The sequence below is a fragment of the Pseudarthrobacter sp. YAF2 genome (assembly GCF_052113345.1).
Taxonomy (GTDB): domain Bacteria; phylum Actinomycetota; class Actinomycetes; order Actinomycetales; family Micrococcaceae; genus Arthrobacter.
This window is the reverse complement of sequence record NZ_JBFRDA010000007.1, coordinates 106,327-123,673: the sequence shown is the minus strand read 5'-3', so window position 1 is coordinate 123,673 and position 17,347 is coordinate 106,327. Positions and strand designations below refer to the sequence as shown.

The window sequence follows — 17,347 nt, the reverse complement described above, 5'->3', positions numbered from 1 at the left end:
AAGCTCGATGCCATGGAACGGCCGCCTGCAGAGAACTCCCCGGATATCGAAGTCCTGGATGGCCAGATATCCGTAGAGGAGCTGCTCGCGGAACTCGGGTTCGAATGGAGCGCTGAACCGGTGGACAGCGGCGGGGAGCCCGGAACGCCGGCAGGGGAAGCCTTCAGCCAGCCCGCGCTGTTCTAGCCCATGGAATGTCAGGTGCGCGGATGAAGCCCTGAGCTGTCCAGCGTGACCGACGCCGACACGACCTTCCCGCATTGCTCCCCGAAGGGATAGGCCGCCTGCGGGTGGAAATCGAGGGTCCGCACAGGCAACGCAGATCCGTCCGTGGCCATACCGGAAGCGGTTAGGGCCATAGGTGATTCCGTCAGGGTTTCCAGCATGAGTATCCCCACTCTGGTGCCGTCGGGCGAGGCCGTGGCGGAACAGACCTCACCGGCGCAGCCTTGGTCAATGGAGGCGCTGCCGGGACGCAGTTCGAGGTCGGCCTCCTTGCAGGCGCCGTCCTGGCAGGCGCGGAGATGCAGCCTGTTGATCTGCGGAGCGTAGTCCGCGCTGACCGTGACGGAAACAGCGGTGGCCTGCGCAATTGCCGGGCAGGCGCTCGCGGTGGGCCCGCACGCAGAGAGGGACACCGCTGCGGTTATCAAAGCCAAGAGAAGCCCGGGCCTGCCCATGCCTTCAGGCTACGTCCGGAGGTGGCGGCACGGGGCCGCCCCTCACGGATTGGCGGCAACATCGTTACGCGCCCACATCCCTAGCCCACCGGGAAAATGCCGATGAACCAGAACAGGACGATCGCAAAGACGGCGAAGAACGGAATCAGGCACCCGAGTGCGAGTCGGGACGATGAGGAGACTTGGAGCGATTGGTTGGGGTTCGCCGGGTTGTACGCCACCTCCAGCAACGATCCGGGCACAGGCTGCTCCGCAAGGGAGACCTCGGACTTGCCCATGAACAGGGTGCCCTGCGGGTCCGTGAACTGGTAGGTGGGGTAATACCGGAGGTTCCGGTTGGACCCGCCCACACCGCTGGTCCAACCCGTAGTACTGCCGGTCACGGTGGCCTGCGTCTTGGGCCAGGCCGCCATCAGTTGTTCCTGCTGCCTGGTTTTGCGGACCGAGCGCACCAGCGCGACTACGGCGGCGGCAACAAACAAGGCCCACACGATGTACAGAATGATCTTCATGGCTTCCCCCGGTTCCGGTCACCAAGAAGTATGCCATCCCCGTTCCGCGTGCCGGGCGCGTCAGGCCGGGAGGCGGTAACCGCCGTCGTGCATCTCTGCCAGACCGTCCGCCAGCAACCCGGCCAGCGCCCGTTCCAGCTGCTCGGGCGCGGAGTTGAGCCGGTGAAGGGCGGCAAGGGGCACGCCGACGCCTTCCGGGGCGTAGCCGAGATCGGCGGGTTCACGCTGGAACATGTCAGGCGGCACGGGCGCGTCAGCCAGCCGCAGGACGGCCATGACGGCGCCGCGGACCTGCCGGTCGGTCCCGTGCCAGGCTTGGCCTTTAGGCACGTACGACGGCGGCGGCTCACCCGCCGCGAGCCACGCGCAGGAATCTTTCACCGGGCAAGCGGTGCACTTGGGTGCCCTGGCCGTGCACACCAGCGCCCCCAGCTCCATGACCGCAGCGTTCCAGCGCACGGAAGTGTCGGCGTCGTCCGGCAGCAGTGCCGCGGCCAGGCGCATCTCCGCCGCGGTGAGCGCCGGGGCGGGAAGGGCGACGCCGGAGACCAGCCGGGCGTGCACCCGCCGGATGTTGGTATCCACCACTGTTTCCCGGCGGCCGTACGCGAAGGCGGCCACCGCCGCCGCCGTATAGCTGCCCACCCCGGGAAGCGCCAACAGGTCCGCATACGTGTCCGGGACCTTCCCGCCATGATCCTGCACGATTGCCGTGGCCGCGGCATGCAGCCGGAGTGCCCGCCGGGGGTAGCCCAGCCTGCCCCAGGACCGCACGGCTTCTCCGGCCGGTTCGCCGGCCAGGCCGGCCGGGGTGGGCCAGCGCTTGAGCCACTCGTGCCAAATGGGAAGGACCCGCACCACGGGGGTCTGCTGCAGCATGATCTCGCTGACCAGTACGCCCCAGGGTGAGCAGTCAGGCTCGCGCCAGGGAAGATCGCGGGCGACGCCTGCGAACCAGTCGTTGATCCGGTGATGGAGCAGCCGCAGGCCATCCGGGCCGGGCATGGCAGGGTTGGTGGAGGTGGTTTGAGTGTCGATTCCAACACTGTAGTTGATGGGTTCGGGCGCGCTGAAAACCGGTTGTGACCAGAGCGATGGCGGCGCGGCGGCGTGGTGGCGGTGCAGAAGCGGAGGCGTTCCCTAGCCTAGGAGGATGGGCAGGCAAGGCAATTCTTCAGCACGCGGCACGGCATCCGGTTCCAGCAGCGTCCGGAAGCCGAGCCCCGCCGTCTATCGTCGCCGGCGGCTGGTTGCCGGCGGCGCCCTGCTCCTGGTGATTGCCCTGGTGGTGGGCGGCTTCGCCTTGGCCGCAGCCTTCAAGGGCGGCTCCCAACAGGCTTCATCAACCCAGCCTTCCTCCGTTGACCCGGCTGCCTCCCCGGCACCGTCCGCCACCCCTTCCGCGACGCCCTCCGCACCGCCGTCGCCCACTGCTGCCGCAACACCCACCTGCAACCAGAACCTGGTGACGGTGACGGCCTCCACCGACAAGGCCGCATATGGTCCGGGCGAAAACCCGATGCTCACGCTGAAGGTCACCAACGGCGGCACAGTGCCGTGCGAGATCAACATGGGAACCTCGCAAATGGAGTTCCTGGTGACCAGCGGCTCGGACCGGATCTTCTCTTCCAAGGATTGCCAGGCGTCAAGCGAGGACCTGGAGAAGGTCCTTGCCCCCGGCGCCAGCGAAACTGCGAACTTCCCGTGGGGCAGGAACCGCAGCGCCGATGGCTGCAAGGCCGTTGCTGCAGCACCCGGTGGGGGCGGGGCGTATTACATCTTCACCGCCAAGCTGGGCTCGCGGGCCAGTCCGAAGGCCGTGTTCCAGCTGAACTGACCCCCACCGTCCATCGATTGCTCCCCACCGGTTCCCTCGCCTCGCAAGCTCGGCCAGGGAACCCTCCCGGCGTGGGCCCTTTGTGGCTTTCAGGGCTGAAAACGGCAGGTACGGAGCAATCGATGGGGGAAAGCCGCGGGGATTGCCCGGTGCGCGGGAGCCGGGGTGATGTTTAGAGGAAGCGGTCCAGGAGGCTCGCTTCGGCCATCCGGCTCAGGCCTTCGCGGACGGTGCGGGCGCGCTGGTCACCGATGCCGTCCACGGTCATCAGGTCATCAATGGTGGCGGCCATCAGGAACTGCAGTCCACCGAAATGGTCCACCAGGCGGTCAGCCACGGCCTTGGGAACTGCCTTCAGGCCGGACAGCAGCCGGTAGCCGCGCGGCTGCACTACGGCATCGAGGTTGGCCTCGCCGCCGGCGAATCCCACGATCGCCGAAATCTTGCCCAGGTCGATCAATTCCGTTGGCCCCAGGTTCACCAGTTCGCTGACGGCCTTCTCGATGTCATCCGCGGACGCGTTGGGGCTGGCGTAGTCGCGGATGATCACGTCGCTGCCGGGGCCGCGGCCCACCGTGAGCTCGTCGAGCTGGAGGGATAGAAGCCGGCCGTCTTCGCCGAGTTCCAGGACATACTGGGAGATTTCCTCGGAGATGCGGCGGACCATTTCCTGCCGCTGCAAGGTCACGGCCACATCCCGGACCGTCACCATGGCCTCAATCTCCAGGGCCGAGAGCGAGCTGGTGACCTGATCCAGCCGGGCGCGGTAGCGCTCAAGCGTGGCAAGGGCCTGGTTGGCGCGGGCCAGCACGTTTTCGGATCCCTCCAGGACGTGCCGCAGGCCGTTGACGTAGAGGGCGATGATCTGCATGGACTGGCTCACGGAGATCACGGGGACACCGGTCTGCTTGGCCACCCGCTCAGCGGTGCGGTGCCGGGTTCCGGATTCCTGCGTTTCGATGCTCGAATCCGGGACCAGCTGGACGGCGGCCCGCAGGATGTTGCCGGCGTCCTTGTCGCAGATGATGGCGCCGTCCATCTTGGCCAGCTCGCGCAGGCGGGTGGGCGAGAACTCGATCCCGATATCGAAGCCGCCGGAACAGATGGAATCGATGGTGCGGTCAGAGCCCAGGACGATCAGCGCGCCGGTACGCCCGCGGAGGATGCGTTCCAGGCCGTCGCGGAGGGGCGTTCCGGGGGCCACCCTGCCCAGAGTGGCCCGCAGGGATTCTTCGGGGCTCCGCGCCATAGGTGTTTCCCTTCAAAGGTGCGGACCGCCGACCGCGGGAATGCCGGCATCCGCAATTGGCCGGCAGGATCAAAAAGTGCGCTGATTCCCGCAAGCTCAATGATAGGGGTAAGAAACGCCACTTCCGCACGGGCAAGCCCCAAAGTGCCCCATTAGGGGGTGCACGGAACAGCCGGAAAAGTGCCCGACGGGGCCGCGGCCGTGAGGGCACTTTCCCACCCGTGGACCCGGGGCCTTGGCCCTGCTCAGGAGGATCCGTTGCCCAGGGGCGTCACGGTCCTGGTGCTTCCGTCCCAGAGCCTGGCGCCGGTGCACCGGCCCTCGACACGCAGGTCCAGCAGGTCCATCGCTGTTCCGAGCTGATGCCCGGCAATGCGGCGGGCAATGGTGACATGCGGCGTCCAGGCCCCCGGACGCGTCAGCGGAAGCGCCCCGGACAAGTCCCGGTGCAGGGCGCGGTGCAGGTCCAGGAGGGCAGGATCAAGCAGGACCGAGCGGGCCAGGACGTACTTCCCCGTGCCCGCGGGAAAAATGATTGCGCCGGAAAACGTCACGTCCAGTGGCAACTGCTCCCAGGGTCCATCCGGTCCTGCCTCCAGTTCAGTGCCTGCAGCCAGCGTGATGTGCGGGCTGTTGCTGGGGGAGGAGTGGGCCGCCAGGCTCGGGAGGCCGACGGCCGCAAGCCGCGCCCAGTCGGCCCTGACCAGGGAATCGGTGGGGCCATCGAAGACCAACTCGATGCTGCGCATGAACACATCATGCCGTTACCGCAGCACGGCGGTGGGAACTTCAGCGTTTACGCTCCCTGAGCATCCGCTCCAGGTCACTGCTCACTTTAAATAGGGAAGCTGCCCGCAGCGCCCTGTGTTCGGCCGCCGACTGGACTCCGCGCTTCCGCGCCGCCCCGGGCTGCCGGGCGGAATCCGGGTCGGCAGGCCCTGCGGTGGCCAGGCCTGCCACGAGGTTATTGCCGAGGTTGGTGGCCAGCGGATCGAAGAAGAGGTTGCCGGAGAAGGTGGGACCTTGCATCATCCGCCCAAGCTAGCCGCTGCGCATTTCACGGCCTTGAACGTCCGGTTTCGCACTCGTTAAGCGGGACGGGTCTCGTTTGCGGCCCTGCGATAAACTTGTACTTTGGCCGCTTGCCAATGATATTCCCGCCCTTGAGTCGCAGCGCACCACCCGACAGGCCCCTGGGCAGCCACAACCGCAGCGAAAGTAGCACCGTGTCCCAAGATGTCCTGACCCCCGCCCGGATCTCCGAGATTCACAAGGAAGCGGGCCGCCGCAGGACCTTCGCCGTCATTTCCCACCCGGACGCCGGCAAGTCCACGCTCACCGAAGCGCTGGCGCTGCACGCAAAGGTCATCGGCACGGCCGGGGCCTCCAGCGGCAAGGCCAACCGCAGGGAAACGGTCTCTGACTGGATGCAGATGGAAAAGGACCGCGGCATCTCCATCAGCTCGGCGGCGCTGCAGTTCTCCTACCGCGATACGGTCATCAACCTGCTGGACACCCCCGGCCACGCTGACTTCTCCGAGGACACCTACCGCGTGCTCGCCGCCGTCGACTGCGCCGTGATGCTGGTGGACGCCGCCAAGGGCCTGGAAACCCAGACCATGAAGCTCTTCGAGGTCTGCAAGCAGCGCAACCTGCCCATCATCACCGTCATCAACAAGTGGGACCGGCCAGGCTTGGACGCCCTGGCCCTGATGGATGAGATCACCGAGCGCACCGGCCTGCAGCCCATGCCGCTGACCTGGGCCGTGGGCATCTCGGGTGATTTCCGTGGCGTCTGGGACTTGCGCAATGACCGCTTCGCCAGGTTCCAGCGAAACAACGCCGGCGCACAGATCGCCATCACGGAGTACTTCACTCCCGAGGAAGCCGCGGAAAACCAGGGCAGCAACTGGTCCGACGCCGTCGACGAGGCCGGACTGGTGATCGAGTCCAACCTCGAGTTCGACGTTGACGCCTTCCACGCCGGCAAGGCCACCCCCATCCTGTTCAGTTCGGCCGCACTCAACTTCGGCGTCAAAGAACTGCTGGACGCGCTGGTGGACTTCGCCCCGCCCGCGGCTCCCAGGCCGGACATCGACGGCAAGCCCCGCGCGGTGGAAGCCCCGTTCTCCGGCTTCGTGTTCAAGGTCCAGGCCGGCATGAACAAGGCGCACCGCGACCATGTCGCCTTCATCCGCGTCTGCTCCGGCGTCTTCGAGCGCGGCATGGTGGTTACCCAGACGCGCACCGGCAAATCCTTCGCCACCAAGTACGCGCAGCAGGTCTTCGGCCGCGAACGCGAGGTCATCGACGAGGCCTACCCGGGCGACGTGGTGGGCCTGGTCAACGCTTCCTCACTGCGGGTGGGCGACAGCCTGTTCCTGGAGGAAGCGGTGGAATACCCGGCCATCCCGCTGTTCGCCCCGGAGCACTTCCAGGTGGCGCGGTCCAAGGACCCCAGCAAGTTCAAGCAGTTCCGCCGCGGCATCGAACAGCTCGAGCATGAGGGCGTTATCCAGCTGCTCCGCTCCGACCTCCGCGGCGACCAGGCGCCGGTGCTCGCCGCCGTCGGACCCATGCAGTTCGAAGTGGTGGAGGACCGCATGGCGCACGACTTCAGCGCCCCCATGCGCCTGGAACGCCTGCCGTACTCCCTGGCTCGGATTTCGACGGCGGACGCCATGCCCGCCCTGGCCAACGTGCCGGGCGCGGAGGTGCTCCTGCGGTCCGACGGCGAATACCTCGCCTTGTTCAACGACGTCTGGGCGCTGCGGCGGATCGAGAAGAACCACCCGGACCTGACGCTCGTGCCCATCGGCACGCACAACCCGGCGAAGTAGCCGTGATGACCGCAAGCCAACCACGCGTCCTGGTCACCGGCGCCGGCACCATCAACCCGCTCGGTTCCACCGTCAAGGAAACCTGGGAGGCCCTGCTGGACGGGCGCTCCGGCATTGCGGCGCTGACCCAGGACTGGGCGGAGCAGTTGCCGGTCAAGATCGCCGGGCAGGTCACGGCAGACCTTTCGGAGCACCTGAGCACCCGTGAGATGAAGCGGATGGACCGTTGCGGCCAGCTGGCGCTGATTGCGGCGCGGGAAGCCTGGACCCAGGCCGGTGCCCCGGACGTGGACCCCGAGCGGTTCGGCGTGGTGATTGGCTCTGCCTACGGCGGGCTTGGCTCTACCCTTGAGCAGGACCGCACGCTGGCCCGCTCCGGCCCGCGCAAGGTGTCCCCGCACACCCTCACCCGGCTGATGGTCAATGGACCCGCCGCCTGGGTTTCCATCGACCTTGGCGCCCGCGGTGGCGCCCGGACGCCCGTCAGCGCCTGCGCCTCCGGGGCTGAGGCGATTGTCCAGGCAGCCGAAATGATCCGCTCCGGCGCGGCCGACGTCGTGATTGCGGGCGGGGTGGACGCCTCAGTGAACGACCTCGTGATCAGCGGCTTTTCGCAGATCCGTGCCCTGTCCACGCGCTCCGGTGATCCGCAGCTTGCCTCCCGCCCGTTCGACGGCGGCCGGGATGGCTTTGTGCTGGCAGAAGGCGCCGCGGTGGTGGTGCTGGAGAGCGAGGCCCACGCACGTGCCCGAGGTGCCGCCGTGCTGGGGGCCGTGGCCGGTGGCGCGGTGACTTCCGACGCCAACGACATCGTGGCCGCCGATCCTGCCATGCAGCGCCGGGTCATGCAGAAGGCGCTGGACTCCGCCGCGATGCAGCCGGAGGACATCGGGTTCGTCCATGCGCACGCCACCTCCACGCCCGTGGGTGACCGGTTGGAAGGCCAGGCAATCAACGCGGTTTTCGGCGCTGACGTGCCCGTCACCTCCACCAAGGGGCACACCGGCCACCTGCTGGGCGGTGCCGGTGCGCTTGCCGCCGTCGTGGTCCTCGAAGCCCTGCGGACCGGCCAGGTCCCGGGAACACTGAACGTGGAAGCTCAGGACCCGGAAGTGGACCTTAACGTAGTCACCGAAGGCACCCACCGGCTTCCGCCGGGCTTTGCCCCGGCAGGGCTGGTGAACGCCTTCGGTTTTGGCGGCCACAGCGTGGCCCTGGTCCTTACCCGCGCGTAGGTTACGCGCCCAACGCTGCTGCCTCCGCGGCGGCGGCCATGGCGCCGTCGATCCGCCGGTTCAGGTGCCAGGGGTTGGCGTCCTGAAGTGCTTCGGGGAGTAGTTCCTGGGGCAGGTTCTGGTAGGCCACCGGGCGGAGGAAACGGGTGATCGCCAAGGTTCCCACCGAGGTGGTGCGGCTGTCAGAGGTGGCGGGGAAGGGGCCGCCGTGGACCATGGCGTGGCCTACTTCCACGCCGGTGGGCCAGCCGTTGACGATGATGCGGCCCACCTTCTGTTCGAGTACGGGGATCAGGCGTGCCGCGGTCGGGTAGTCCTCTTCGGTGAGCTGCAGCGATGCGGTGAGCTGGCCCTCAATCCGGGAAGCAGCCTGCAGCAGGTCCTCAACGCTGTTGTAGCGGATCACCAGGGACGCGGCGCCAAAGATCTCTTGGTGCAGGACGTGGTTGGCGGTGAACTGGTCCACACCGGTGCCGAAGATGGCCGGCGCCGGGGCGTTTTCGGTTGGGCCGGGGGTGCCTTGGCCAATGAGTTCGACGCCGGCGGCCGAGCTGAGTGCCTCGGTTCCGGTGTTCCAGGACGTGGCGATACCTTCGGTGAGCATGGTCTGGCCGGTACTGGCGGCGATGGCGCGTCCGACGGCGGCTGCGAGTTTGTCTCCCGGCTCGCCTGCGGGGGCGAACAGCAGGCCGGGGGAGGTGCAGAGCTGGCCTGAGCTGCCCGTGACGGAGGCGACGTACTGCTGGGCCAGTGCCTCGACGTCGCCGTCTTCGAGGGCGCCCTCGAAGACGAAGACGGGGTTCAGGGACGACATTTCGGCGTAGACCGGGATGGGTTCCGGGCGTGCGGCGGCCGTGCGCATGAGGGCGACGCCGGCCGTCTGGGAGCCGGTGAACCCGACAGCCTTGATGGCGGGGTCCGCGACGAGGGCCTGGCCGATGCTGGCGCCGGGGCCGTAGATCAGGGAGAACACGCCGGGGTGCAGGCCTGCGTCCTTGACGGCCTTGGTGACGGCCTGGCCTACGAGTTCGCTGGTGCCGGGGTGGGCGTTGTGGGCTTTGAAGACCACCGGGCAGCCTGCGGCGAGGGCCGAAGCGGTGTCTCCGCCCGCCGTCGAAAAGGCCAGCGGGAAGTTGCTGGCGCCGAACACTGCCACCGGGCCGAGCGGGATCTGGCGCTGGCGGATATCGGCACGGGGGAGCGGCGTGCGGTCGGGGAGGGCGGGGTCGATCCGGACCCCGCGGAAATCGCCCTGGCGGACCACGCCGGCGAAGAGGCGCAGCTGGCCGGTAGTGCGGGCACGCTCACCCTGGAGCCGCGCCGCCGGCAGGCCGGTTTCCTGCCCGGCGCGCGCGATGAGCTCATCACCAATGGCCTCGATGTTGTCCGCGATGGCTTCGAGGAACGCGGCGTGGGTTTCCGGGTCGAGGGCGCTGAAGGAGGGGAATGCTTCCTTGGCTGCGGACGTGGCGGCCTTGAGCTGCTCCGCGGTGAGCAGGGAATAGGCCGGTTCCAGGGCCTGGTTGGTAGCGGGGTTGAAGCCGGTGGTGGTCTTGCCTTCGCCGGTAACCGTCCGGCCGGCGATGAGTGAATGTCCGGTGAGGGTCATGGGTTCCTCCTGTGGTGGGAGTGGTGCTGTCTGACGGTCAGGAAATGGTGGCGATCAGGGCCGTGAGGTCCGCGAGGTCCTGCGGGGCCAGGTTCTGCAGCGGCGTGCGTACCGGCCCTGCCGAACGGCCGATGGCGTCCAGGCCGCCCTTCACGATGGACACCGAATAGCCTTTCACACGGTCCCGGATGTCCAGGTACGGGATCACGAACCCGTTGAGCTTCTTGTTGACTGCGGCGCGGTCGTTGTTGCGGACATCCTGGTAGAAATCCAGCGCGAACTGCGGGACGAAGTTGTACATGGCGCTGGAGTAGGTGCTCATGCCCAGCTGCAGCAGGGGCAGGGCGAAGGTTTCGGCGGTGGGCAGGCCGCCCAGGTAGAAGAGCCGGTCGCCGAGCTTGGCGTAGACGCGGGCGTCGTGTTCCAGGTCTCCCACGCCGTCCTTGAATCCGATCAGGTTCTGGTGCCGCTCGGCCAGGGTTGCCACGGTGGTGTCCTTGTAGATGGCGTTGGCACGGTTGTAGATGATGACGCCGAGCGACGTTGCGCGGCAAACGGCGCTGACGTGCTCTGCCAGCCCGGCCTGATCCGCTTCGGTCAGGTAGGGCGGCAGCAGCAGAATGCCTTCGGCGCCGGCGGCTTCGGCCGCCTTGGCGTTTTCGATGGCCTGGGCGGTGGACCCGCCGGCCGAAGCCAGCACGGGGACCCGTGCTCCTACTTCGTCGACGGCGGTGCGCACCACCCGTTCCGACTCGGCAGGGGTGAGGGAGAAGCCTTCGCCGGTGCCGCCGGCAGCGAACAGGCCGGCGACCGGGAAGCTTGCCTGCCACGCCAGGTGTTTGCGGTAGTTCTCTTCGTCGAACTGCAGGTTCGCGTCGAAGGAGGTCACGGGAAAGGACAGCAGCCCTTCTTTGAGCGTGTCCGCCAGTTCCTGGGGTGTGTACTTGGCCACGGGTTCCTCCGGTGTGTGTGCCGCGGGCGGCAGGCTGGATGGTTTCCCTCCAGCGTAAGAACCCTCGCTGATGCCTGTCCAAGTGCATTTCTAGATGCTTTGATACCTTGACGGCATAGCGGGAGCCGGACGCTTTCGGCGCCGGAGGCCGGCCCGGGGGTGGCCTTACCCTCTGGCGAATTCCAGGTCCCGCAGGAGACGGGAAAGTGCGGGGTTGGTGATCCGCCGGTTCCACAGGGCATGCAGTTCCACTTGCTCGCGGCTCCCGCCCTCGAGCGGAAGGAATCCCACACCGTGGATGCCCAGCATGGTGGCCGAATGCGGGACGAATGCCAGCCCGCGCTTCGCCGCCACCAGGGACACCATGGTCAGGATCTGGCTGACCGTGTGCACCACGTTGGCATGCCGGACGGGGAACATGCGCACGACGAGGTCGTAGAAGTACCGGGCCTGGGTGGGGGAGTGCATGATCAGCGGCTCGTCGCTGAGATCGTCCGCGGTGACCGGCCGGTCCAGCAGCGAGAGCGGGTGACCCTCGGGTACTGCAAGCACCATGGATTCCCGGTAAAGCAGGCGCGAGTCAAAGGTGGCCTGGTCGAAGGGCGGCCGGGCGAGGCCCAGATCCAGCTCGCCTGTCAGGAGGCCGGTCAGTTGCTCGCCGGTGACCAGTTCCTGCAGTTCGATATCGACGTCGGGGATGATGCGTGACAGCTCGTCCAGCACCGGGCCCAGGATGCTGAACCCGCTGGCCGCCGTGAAGCCGATGCGCAGGACGCCGGCCCTTCCGGAGGCGATCCGGCGGGCAGTTGCCGGTGCGCGTTCCGCCAGTGCCATGAGCCGGCGCGCCTCGTCCAGGAACGTCCGGCCGGCGGATGTTAGCTCCACCTTCCGGTTGTCCCGCTCCAGCAGCTCGGCCCCGACGATCTTCTCCAGTTTCTGGATCTGCCGGCTCAGGGGAGGCTGCGTCATGTTCAGGCGCTCGGCCGCCCTGCCGAAGTGCAGTTCCTCCGCTACGGCGATGAAACCGGCCAACTGGTCGAAGGTAAACATGATGCCTTCCGGGTATCAAGAGATGAAGACTTTGGCTTAGTCAGGCATCATAACGTCCGCGGGCGCCAAAGACGGCAGCGAAGCTCCTCCTTATGTCCTTAGGCCAGCGAAAGGTCCTTGAGCAGCGCATCCAGGATGGGCAGCTGGCCTTTCACGAGTTTGAGCCGGGCCTCCTGCTCCGTGAACCACCGGGCGTCGTCGATCTCGGGGTAGTGCTGGATTTTCCCGGATCCCTTGGGCCATTCAAGGGGGAATGTGTTGCTGCGGATGGCTTCCGGAGCAAACCCGGCGTGGGCCGTGAAAACGGCAATGACTTTTCCCGATGACTGCCGGAATTCGCCCAACAAGCGATATTCGGCCTCAGGGGCGGGAACGCCCATTTCCTCGGCGAACTCGCGCAGCGCCGCGGCCTGGGCATTCTCGCCGTCGGAATACTCGCCTTTGGGGATGGACCAGGCGTGGGCGTCCTTGCGGCTCCAGAACGGGCCGCCCATGTGGGCGATCCATACCTGCAGCCCATCGGTGGCGCCGGGCGCCTGGCCCGGAGGCCGCTGGTACAGCAGGATCCCTGCACTTCGAACCGGCATGGGTCCCCTCCTTGGCTGCTGTTGATGACGCGTAATTGCCGTCCGCCGTTAACGTTGTATTCACGGCCCTGCTTTAGGTTATTCCTTCAGGCACTCTGCTCGAAGGGACCCGGTCATGGCCAATATTGCTGAGGTTTTGGGACGGCTCACGCCGGAGGAAGTTGCTGAACTCCGTAGCCTTGGTCCGCAGGGCCACCTGCCGCGGCACCTGGTGGAAGCACTGGACCGCGCCGCCGGAGGAACAGGATCGGGCCGCGGCTACTACGTTGCCAACGGCAACGTCAGCTCAACCGGCGGCCCGCTTATGGTGCTGCGCAGTGACGTTTCCAGCTGGTTGACCGGCGCCGATTCCTGACCGCGACCTCCGGCCGGGGTTACCGGCGTACCGGTGTACCGGCCGGAGCTTTGGGAAGGTCCCGCCGGGAACCCGCCCGGGCTGCTCAGGATTCCGGCAGGATGAAGGTGGCGCTGGTGCCCGCGCCGGGTTTACTGGCCAGGCTGATCGATCCACCGTGGCCCTCCACAATGGTTTTGCTGACCGGCAATCCCAGGCCCGCCCCCGGGATGGCTGTCGACCGCGACCGTGCGGAGCGGAAGAACTTGGTAAACGCCTGTTCCTGCTCCTCCTCGCTCATGCCCACGCCGGTGTCCGTGATGGAACAGACAAGCCCGGCCTCGGTCCTGGTGGCGGTGGCGGTGATGAGTCCACCGTCCGGGGAGTATTTGACGGCGTTGGACAGCAGATTGTGAAGAACCTGGCTGATCCTGGCCGGGTCTGCACGGACAGGCAGGGGCTGTTCCACCTCGAGCTTCACCTGCAGGCCGTTCCCGGCCGCGCGGGGAAGGGCGGCATCCACCGCACGGGTCACCAACTGGGCAAGGTCCGTCTCCTCCAGGGACAGTTCCACGCGCTCCGAGGCCACGGCAATGAGGTCATTGACCAGGCTCATCAAATGGTCAGCGTTGCGCCGGACCACCAGCAGCTCCGCCCGGATGTCGTCGTGGCCAGGCTCGTCCAGGACCAGTTCCAGGTAACCGAGTATTGATGTCAGGGGAGTTCGCAGCTCGTGCGAAACGGTGGCTACGAAGTCGTCCTTTGCTGCCAGCGCGCCGATCAGGTCGGTCACATCCGCGAAGGTGATGACCCCGCCGGCCTCCTGGCCGCCTGCGGCAGGAAAGCCATGGGAACTTACAGAGTAGGCGCGCTGGCCGTCCGCGGGTCCGGCCCAGTAGAGCTCGTCCATGAACGCCTCCCCGGCTGCCGCGCGCTCAGCCGGAAGCGACCCGGCAGGGACGGGGGTGGTGCGGTCTGCCGCCAGCAGCTGGTTTTTTTCGCCACGTGGTTCAACAAGGCCTGCAAGGGCGGGATCGGACTGAAGGGTCCTGTTCGTCAGCACCGTGTTGCCTTTGCGGTCCACCACCCAGACGCCCACGCCCACGGCCCCGAGTACTGCATCAAGCAGGTTCTGGCGCCGGACGCTTTCGTCCAGCGTCCGGCCAAGGTGATACTCGCTGTCCATCAGTTTTACGCGCTGGCGGTAGATGGTGGTGGACACGACGTGGGCCGTTACGGCGATGACGGACATGACCAAGGGCAGGAAGATCGTGCGGATCATGGAGTCGCCCGCTGGCGGTTCCCCCCGAAATGAAGAGGGGACAACGGTGCTTAGGATGGTGGCCACAATGGCCAGCACTGGCAGGAACTTCCGGAGTTGGGCCGAGAGCCAGATGACCGGAAACACCAGCATAAGGCTGAGGACATTGAAGGCAGGTCCACCTGCCTCCCGGGTGAATCCGATGGCAAGGCAGTCAAGGACCGGAATCACCGCGAAGGCCGGTCCCGGCAGGCTTGACCAGGGAACGGCCATGCAACAGCAGAGGATGGCCAAGTGGAACAACAACGCCATCTCAAACATGGGGTCCGACAAAGTCTCCGGGCTAAAAATCGCCGCGGCGATCACCACTAGTCCCACGGTCACCGTTACCGGCAATTGGCTGGCCATCACCCGCTTGCGGGCGCTGAGGCCGCCGAAGAGCCCATCCAGACGATCTGACACCACAGGTTCCGGCATCGTTTTGCGCGCCCGGACGCGCACATCGGTGTTGCCTTGCTGTTCCCGGATTACCACGCTGCCCCCAGCACAGAAATGTCATGCCCCCGTCTGCAAGAAGGTCCTGCAGCCACAGTACCCGGGTGGATGCAGGTTCTCACGATAGATTGCGCTACTGGCAGCGGCTATCCGATCAAGAGGCTCAGCGCCTCCGTCAGGTGTTCCACTTCCCGCACCGAGAAACCGGCAGGCACCGGGCCCGGTCCCGTGTGGCTTGCGGGAACCACTGCATGCGTGAATCCCAGCCGGTGGGCCTCCTGGATGCGCTGGTTGATCCCCGGTACCGGCCGGACTTCACCGGCGAGCCCCACCTCGCCGAAGGCGATCAGCCGGATGGGCAGGGGCTTGCGGGCCTTGGCAGACGCCACGGCAAGGGCCACCGCAAGGTCCGTAGCGGGTTCACTGAGCTTGACGCCGCCAACGGTGGCAACGTAGGAATCGTCCTTGTGCAACATGGTTCCGGCGCGCTGCTGCAGTACGGCAAGCAACATTGAGACCCGTGAACTGTCCAGGCCGCTCGTGGCCCGGCGGGGCTGCGCGTTGGGACTTTCGGCCAGCAGCGATTGAACCTCTGCGAGCAGGGGGCGGCGTCCCTCCATGGTGACGGTGATGCAGGTTCCCGAAACCGGCTCCTTGGTGCGGCTGACGAACAACCCGCTGGGATCAGCCAGGCCCTCGATCCCGTTTTCATTGAGGTCGAAGCAGCCCACATCATCGGTGGGTCCGTACCGGTTCTTCACTGCGCGCAGCAGCCGCAGCCGGGAATGCCGCTCGCCCTCGAACTGGCACACCACGTCAACCAGGTGTTCCAGCAAGCGCGGGCCCGCGATGGAACCGTCCTTGGTGACGTGCCCCACCAGCAGGGTGGTCATGTTCCGCCGCTTGGCCGCGGCAATGATGGAGGCCGCCACCTCGCGCACCTGGGAAACACCGCCGGCGCTGCCGTCCACGTCGGCGCTGCTGAGGGTCTGCACGGAGTCCACGATCAGCAGCCGCGGCTCAATGTTTTCCACCTGGCCCAGTGCCTGGCCCAGGTCCGTCTCGGCGGACAGGTACAGGGATTCGGCGACGGCGTCGATCCGTTCCGCGCGCAGCTTTACCTGCGCGGCCGACTCCTCCCCGGTGACATAGAGGACGTCCTGGGCGGTGCGCGCGAACTTGGCGGCCACGTCCAGCAGCAGGGTGGATTTGCCCACGCCGGGCTCGCCCGCCAGCAGGATGACCGCGCCGGGAACCAGTCCGCCGCCGAGGACGCGGTCCAGCTCGTCCACCCCGGTGGGCAGGAACGCGGCGGTGGTGGCGTCCACGTCCGCAATCCGCCGCGCAGGCTCCGCCACCGTTGTGGCGGCGGTGGTCCGCGCCACCGCTGTGCCCGTTTCCTCAACCGTGCCCCACGCCTGGCATTCACCACAGCGCCCCACCCATTTGGCGGTGGTCCAGCCGCACTCGGCGCATTTGTAGGCGGGCGCCTTGGAGGCCCGGGAAGTCTTTGTTGCCATGGGTTCAACCCTAGTGGCGGGCACCGACATCGGTCCCCATCCGCCCACCCGTAGCTACAGTGCGGGCAGGACGTCCCGGGCCTCGGCCGCGTCCATGCCGGTGGCCTCGAGCAGGTCCACCATCAGCGGCCGGAACAGCATGACCACCGTTTCGCCCTCCAGCCGCTGCACCTCCAACAGCTTCGGGTGCAGCCGCAGCGCAATTTCGCTGAGGTCGCGCCTGGCCGTTCGCAGGTGGGCGCGCCGGACGCCGTCGTGCGTTTCCGCCAGTCCCAGTGAGAGCTCATCAATGGCGGCAGCGGTCTCCTGGAGCACCCCGGCGATGCTGTCCGTGGCCTCGTCCGAGAGCGCCGTGTGGTTGATGGCGCTGGTCAGCCGCCGCGCGAAGACGCGGCTGTTCCGCAGCGCCAGGTCGATGTAGTCCAGCGACTGTTTGAGCCGGTCCAGTTCGTCCCGGTGCCGCCGGTAGGCAGGCGCCAGCGTGGCCACCTCCCCGGACGCCCGCAGGGACTGGCGCATCGCGTCCACCAGGGGCTGGCAGTTCCTGCCGCGGATCAAGGCATGCCAGGCCTGGGTGGAGTCGCTGTTGACCAGTGCACCCGCGCATTCGCGCAGGACCTCGGCCAGTTCATGCAGCAGTTTCTGGACGTCGCGGCGCGGCTCCCGGCGGGGGTCTTTTGGTACCAGGATGGTCACCAGCAACGCGCACAGGCCGCCCACCACGGCGTCGATACTTCGGGTGAACGGGCCGCCGGAGGGCGCCGGCAGCAGCACCACCAGCAGCGATTGCAGCGCTAATTGGGTGGTGAAGATGTTTCCGCTGTCCAGGAACCGGGCCAGCAGGATGGAGAAGAGAAGCACGACGGCGGCCACCCAGATTTCGCCGCCCAGCCAGTGCAGGAGCAGGTCGCCCACCGCGATGCCAATGGTGCAGCCAAGTCCCACTTCCATCACCCTGCGCAGCCGTGGCTCACGCGAGAAACCGAGGGCGATCAGTGATGACGTGGCAGCGAACAGGGGGCCGGAGTGGCCCAGGACGTACTCCGCGAAAGCGTAGGCACCCACCGCGCAGACCGTCATCTGGATGGCGGGGACAAAGGAGTTGCGGCTGCGGATCAGACCGGTCCGGACGCGGGTGCGCAGGAACCGCCGGCTTGCTGAGAGTCCTGCTGGGATGGCCATGGGT

Annotated in this window: 18 protein-coding genes; 5 read left to right on the top strand and 13 right to left on the bottom strand. The window is 67.0% G+C overall.

The window, feature by feature from the left end:
- Positions 1-12: 12 nt before the first annotated feature.
- Complete coding sequence (locus tag AB4Y79_RS09275; RefSeq protein WP_441860625.1) at positions 13-186, top strand: hypothetical protein; 174 nt, start codon at positions 13-15, stop codon at positions 184-186.
- Positions 187-197: 11 nt separating this feature from the next.
- On the opposite strand, the gene AB4Y79_RS09270 is transcribed toward AB4Y79_RS09275, so the two are convergent.
- The 3 genes from AB4Y79_RS09270 to AB4Y79_RS09260 form a co-directional block, all read right to left on the bottom strand.
- Positions 198-680, bottom strand: coding sequence for a hypothetical protein (locus tag AB4Y79_RS09270; protein WP_441860623.1), 483 nt, complete (start codon positions 678-680; stop codon positions 198-200).
- A gap of 80 nt (positions 681-760) precedes the next feature.
- On the bottom strand, positions 761-1,192 hold the full coding sequence (locus tag AB4Y79_RS09265; RefSeq protein ID WP_441860622.1) for a DUF3592 domain-containing protein: 432 nt from the start codon (positions 1,190-1,192) through the stop codon (positions 761-763).
- A gap of 60 nt (positions 1,193-1,252) precedes the next feature.
- A complete protein-coding gene (locus AB4Y79_RS09260; RefSeq protein ID WP_441860621.1) occupies positions 1,253-2,197 on the bottom strand; it encodes an A/G-specific adenine glycosylase in 945 nt (314 codons plus the stop codon).
- A 148-nt stretch (positions 2,198-2,345) separates the two neighbouring features.
- On the opposite strand from AB4Y79_RS09260, the gene AB4Y79_RS09255 reads away from it, so the two are divergent.
- The gene (locus tag AB4Y79_RS09255; RefSeq protein WP_441860620.1) at positions 2,346-3,029 is read left to right on the top strand and encodes a hypothetical protein; all 684 of its coding nucleotides are present in this window, start codon (positions 2,346-2,348) and stop codon (positions 3,027-3,029) included.
- Between the two features lie 172 nt (positions 3,030-3,201).
- On the opposite strand, the gene disA is transcribed toward AB4Y79_RS09255, so the two are convergent.
- The 3 genes from disA to AB4Y79_RS09240 form a co-directional block, all read right to left on the bottom strand.
- A complete protein-coding gene (gene disA / locus AB4Y79_RS09250) occupies positions 3,202-4,278 on the bottom strand; it encodes a DNA integrity scanning diadenylate cyclase DisA (protein WP_441860619.1) in 1,077 nt (358 codons plus the stop codon).
- Positions 4,279-4,523: 245 nt separating this feature from the next.
- Positions 4,524-5,027 carry a 2'-5' RNA ligase family protein gene (locus AB4Y79_RS09245; RefSeq protein WP_441860617.1) on the bottom strand — a complete coding sequence of 168 codons (504 nt, stop codon included), beginning with the start codon at positions 5,025-5,027 and terminating at the stop codon, positions 4,524-4,526.
- A 40-nt stretch (positions 5,028-5,067) separates the two neighbouring features.
- Positions 5,068-5,310 carry a hypothetical protein gene (locus AB4Y79_RS09240; RefSeq protein WP_441860616.1) on the bottom strand — a complete coding sequence of 81 codons (243 nt, stop codon included), beginning with the start codon at positions 5,308-5,310 and terminating at the stop codon, positions 5,068-5,070.
- A gap of 194 nt (positions 5,311-5,504) precedes the next feature.
- On the opposite strand from AB4Y79_RS09240, the gene AB4Y79_RS09235 reads away from it, so the two are divergent.
- Together AB4Y79_RS09235 and AB4Y79_RS09230 are read left to right on the top strand one after the other, a co-directional pair.
- Complete coding sequence (locus AB4Y79_RS09235; RefSeq protein ID WP_441860614.1) at positions 5,505-7,118, top strand: peptide chain release factor 3; 1,614 nt, start codon at positions 5,505-5,507, stop codon at positions 7,116-7,118.
- 5 nt (positions 7,119-7,123) lie between these two features.
- Positions 7,124-8,353, top strand: a complete 1,230-nt coding sequence (locus tag AB4Y79_RS09230; RefSeq protein WP_441860612.1) for a beta-ketoacyl-[acyl-carrier-protein] synthase family protein — start codon at positions 7,124-7,126, stop codon at positions 8,351-8,353.
- A 1-nt stretch (position 8,354) separates the two neighbouring features.
- Here the strand turns inward: AB4Y79_RS09230 and AB4Y79_RS09225 are convergent, their stop codons facing one another.
- From AB4Y79_RS09225 to AB4Y79_RS09210, 4 genes are all read right to left on the bottom strand, one after another.
- Positions 8,355-9,962 carry an aldehyde dehydrogenase (NADP(+)) gene (locus AB4Y79_RS09225; protein WP_441860610.1) on the bottom strand — a complete coding sequence of 536 codons (1,608 nt, stop codon included), beginning with the start codon at positions 9,960-9,962 and terminating at the stop codon, positions 8,355-8,357.
- A 37-nt stretch (positions 9,963-9,999) separates the two neighbouring features.
- Positions 10,000-10,914: a 5-dehydro-4-deoxyglucarate dehydratase gene (gene kdgD / locus AB4Y79_RS09220; RefSeq protein WP_441860608.1), complete on the bottom strand. Its 915-nt coding sequence runs from the start codon at positions 10,912-10,914 to the stop codon at positions 10,000-10,002.
- Positions 10,915-11,079: 165 nt separating this feature from the next.
- Positions 11,080-11,964, bottom strand: coding sequence for a LysR family transcriptional regulator (locus tag AB4Y79_RS09215; RefSeq protein ID WP_441860606.1), 885 nt, complete (start codon positions 11,962-11,964; stop codon positions 11,080-11,082).
- Positions 11,965-12,062: 98 nt separating this feature from the next.
- Positions 12,063-12,551: an NUDIX domain-containing protein gene (locus tag AB4Y79_RS09210; protein WP_441860604.1), complete on the bottom strand. Its 489-nt coding sequence runs from the start codon at positions 12,549-12,551 to the stop codon at positions 12,063-12,065.
- Positions 12,552-12,666: 115 nt separating this feature from the next.
- Between AB4Y79_RS09210 and AB4Y79_RS09205 the strand changes: the two genes are divergently transcribed.
- On the top strand, positions 12,667-12,906 hold the full coding sequence (locus tag AB4Y79_RS09205) for a hypothetical protein (RefSeq protein ID WP_308928960.1): 240 nt from the start codon (positions 12,667-12,669) through the stop codon (positions 12,904-12,906).
- Positions 12,907-12,991: 85 nt separating this feature from the next.
- Here the strand turns inward: AB4Y79_RS09205 and AB4Y79_RS09200 are convergent, their stop codons facing one another.
- From AB4Y79_RS09200 to AB4Y79_RS09190, 3 genes are all read right to left on the bottom strand, one after another.
- Positions 12,992-14,608 (bottom strand): sensor histidine kinase, encoded by a 1,617-nt coding sequence (locus AB4Y79_RS09200; RefSeq protein WP_441860602.1) that lies wholly within the window; start codon positions 14,606-14,608, stop codon positions 12,992-12,994.
- A gap of 179 nt (positions 14,609-14,787) precedes the next feature.
- Positions 14,788-16,161: a DNA repair protein RadA gene (radA, locus tag AB4Y79_RS09195; RefSeq protein ID WP_441860600.1), complete on the bottom strand. Its 1,374-nt coding sequence runs from the start codon at positions 16,159-16,161 to the stop codon at positions 14,788-14,790.
- Positions 16,162-16,215: 54 nt separating this feature from the next.
- Positions 16,216-17,343: an FUSC family protein gene (locus tag AB4Y79_RS09190; protein ID WP_441860599.1), complete on the bottom strand. Its 1,128-nt coding sequence runs from the start codon at positions 17,341-17,343 to the stop codon at positions 16,216-16,218.
- Between the last annotated feature and the right edge of the window lie 4 nt (positions 17,344-17,347).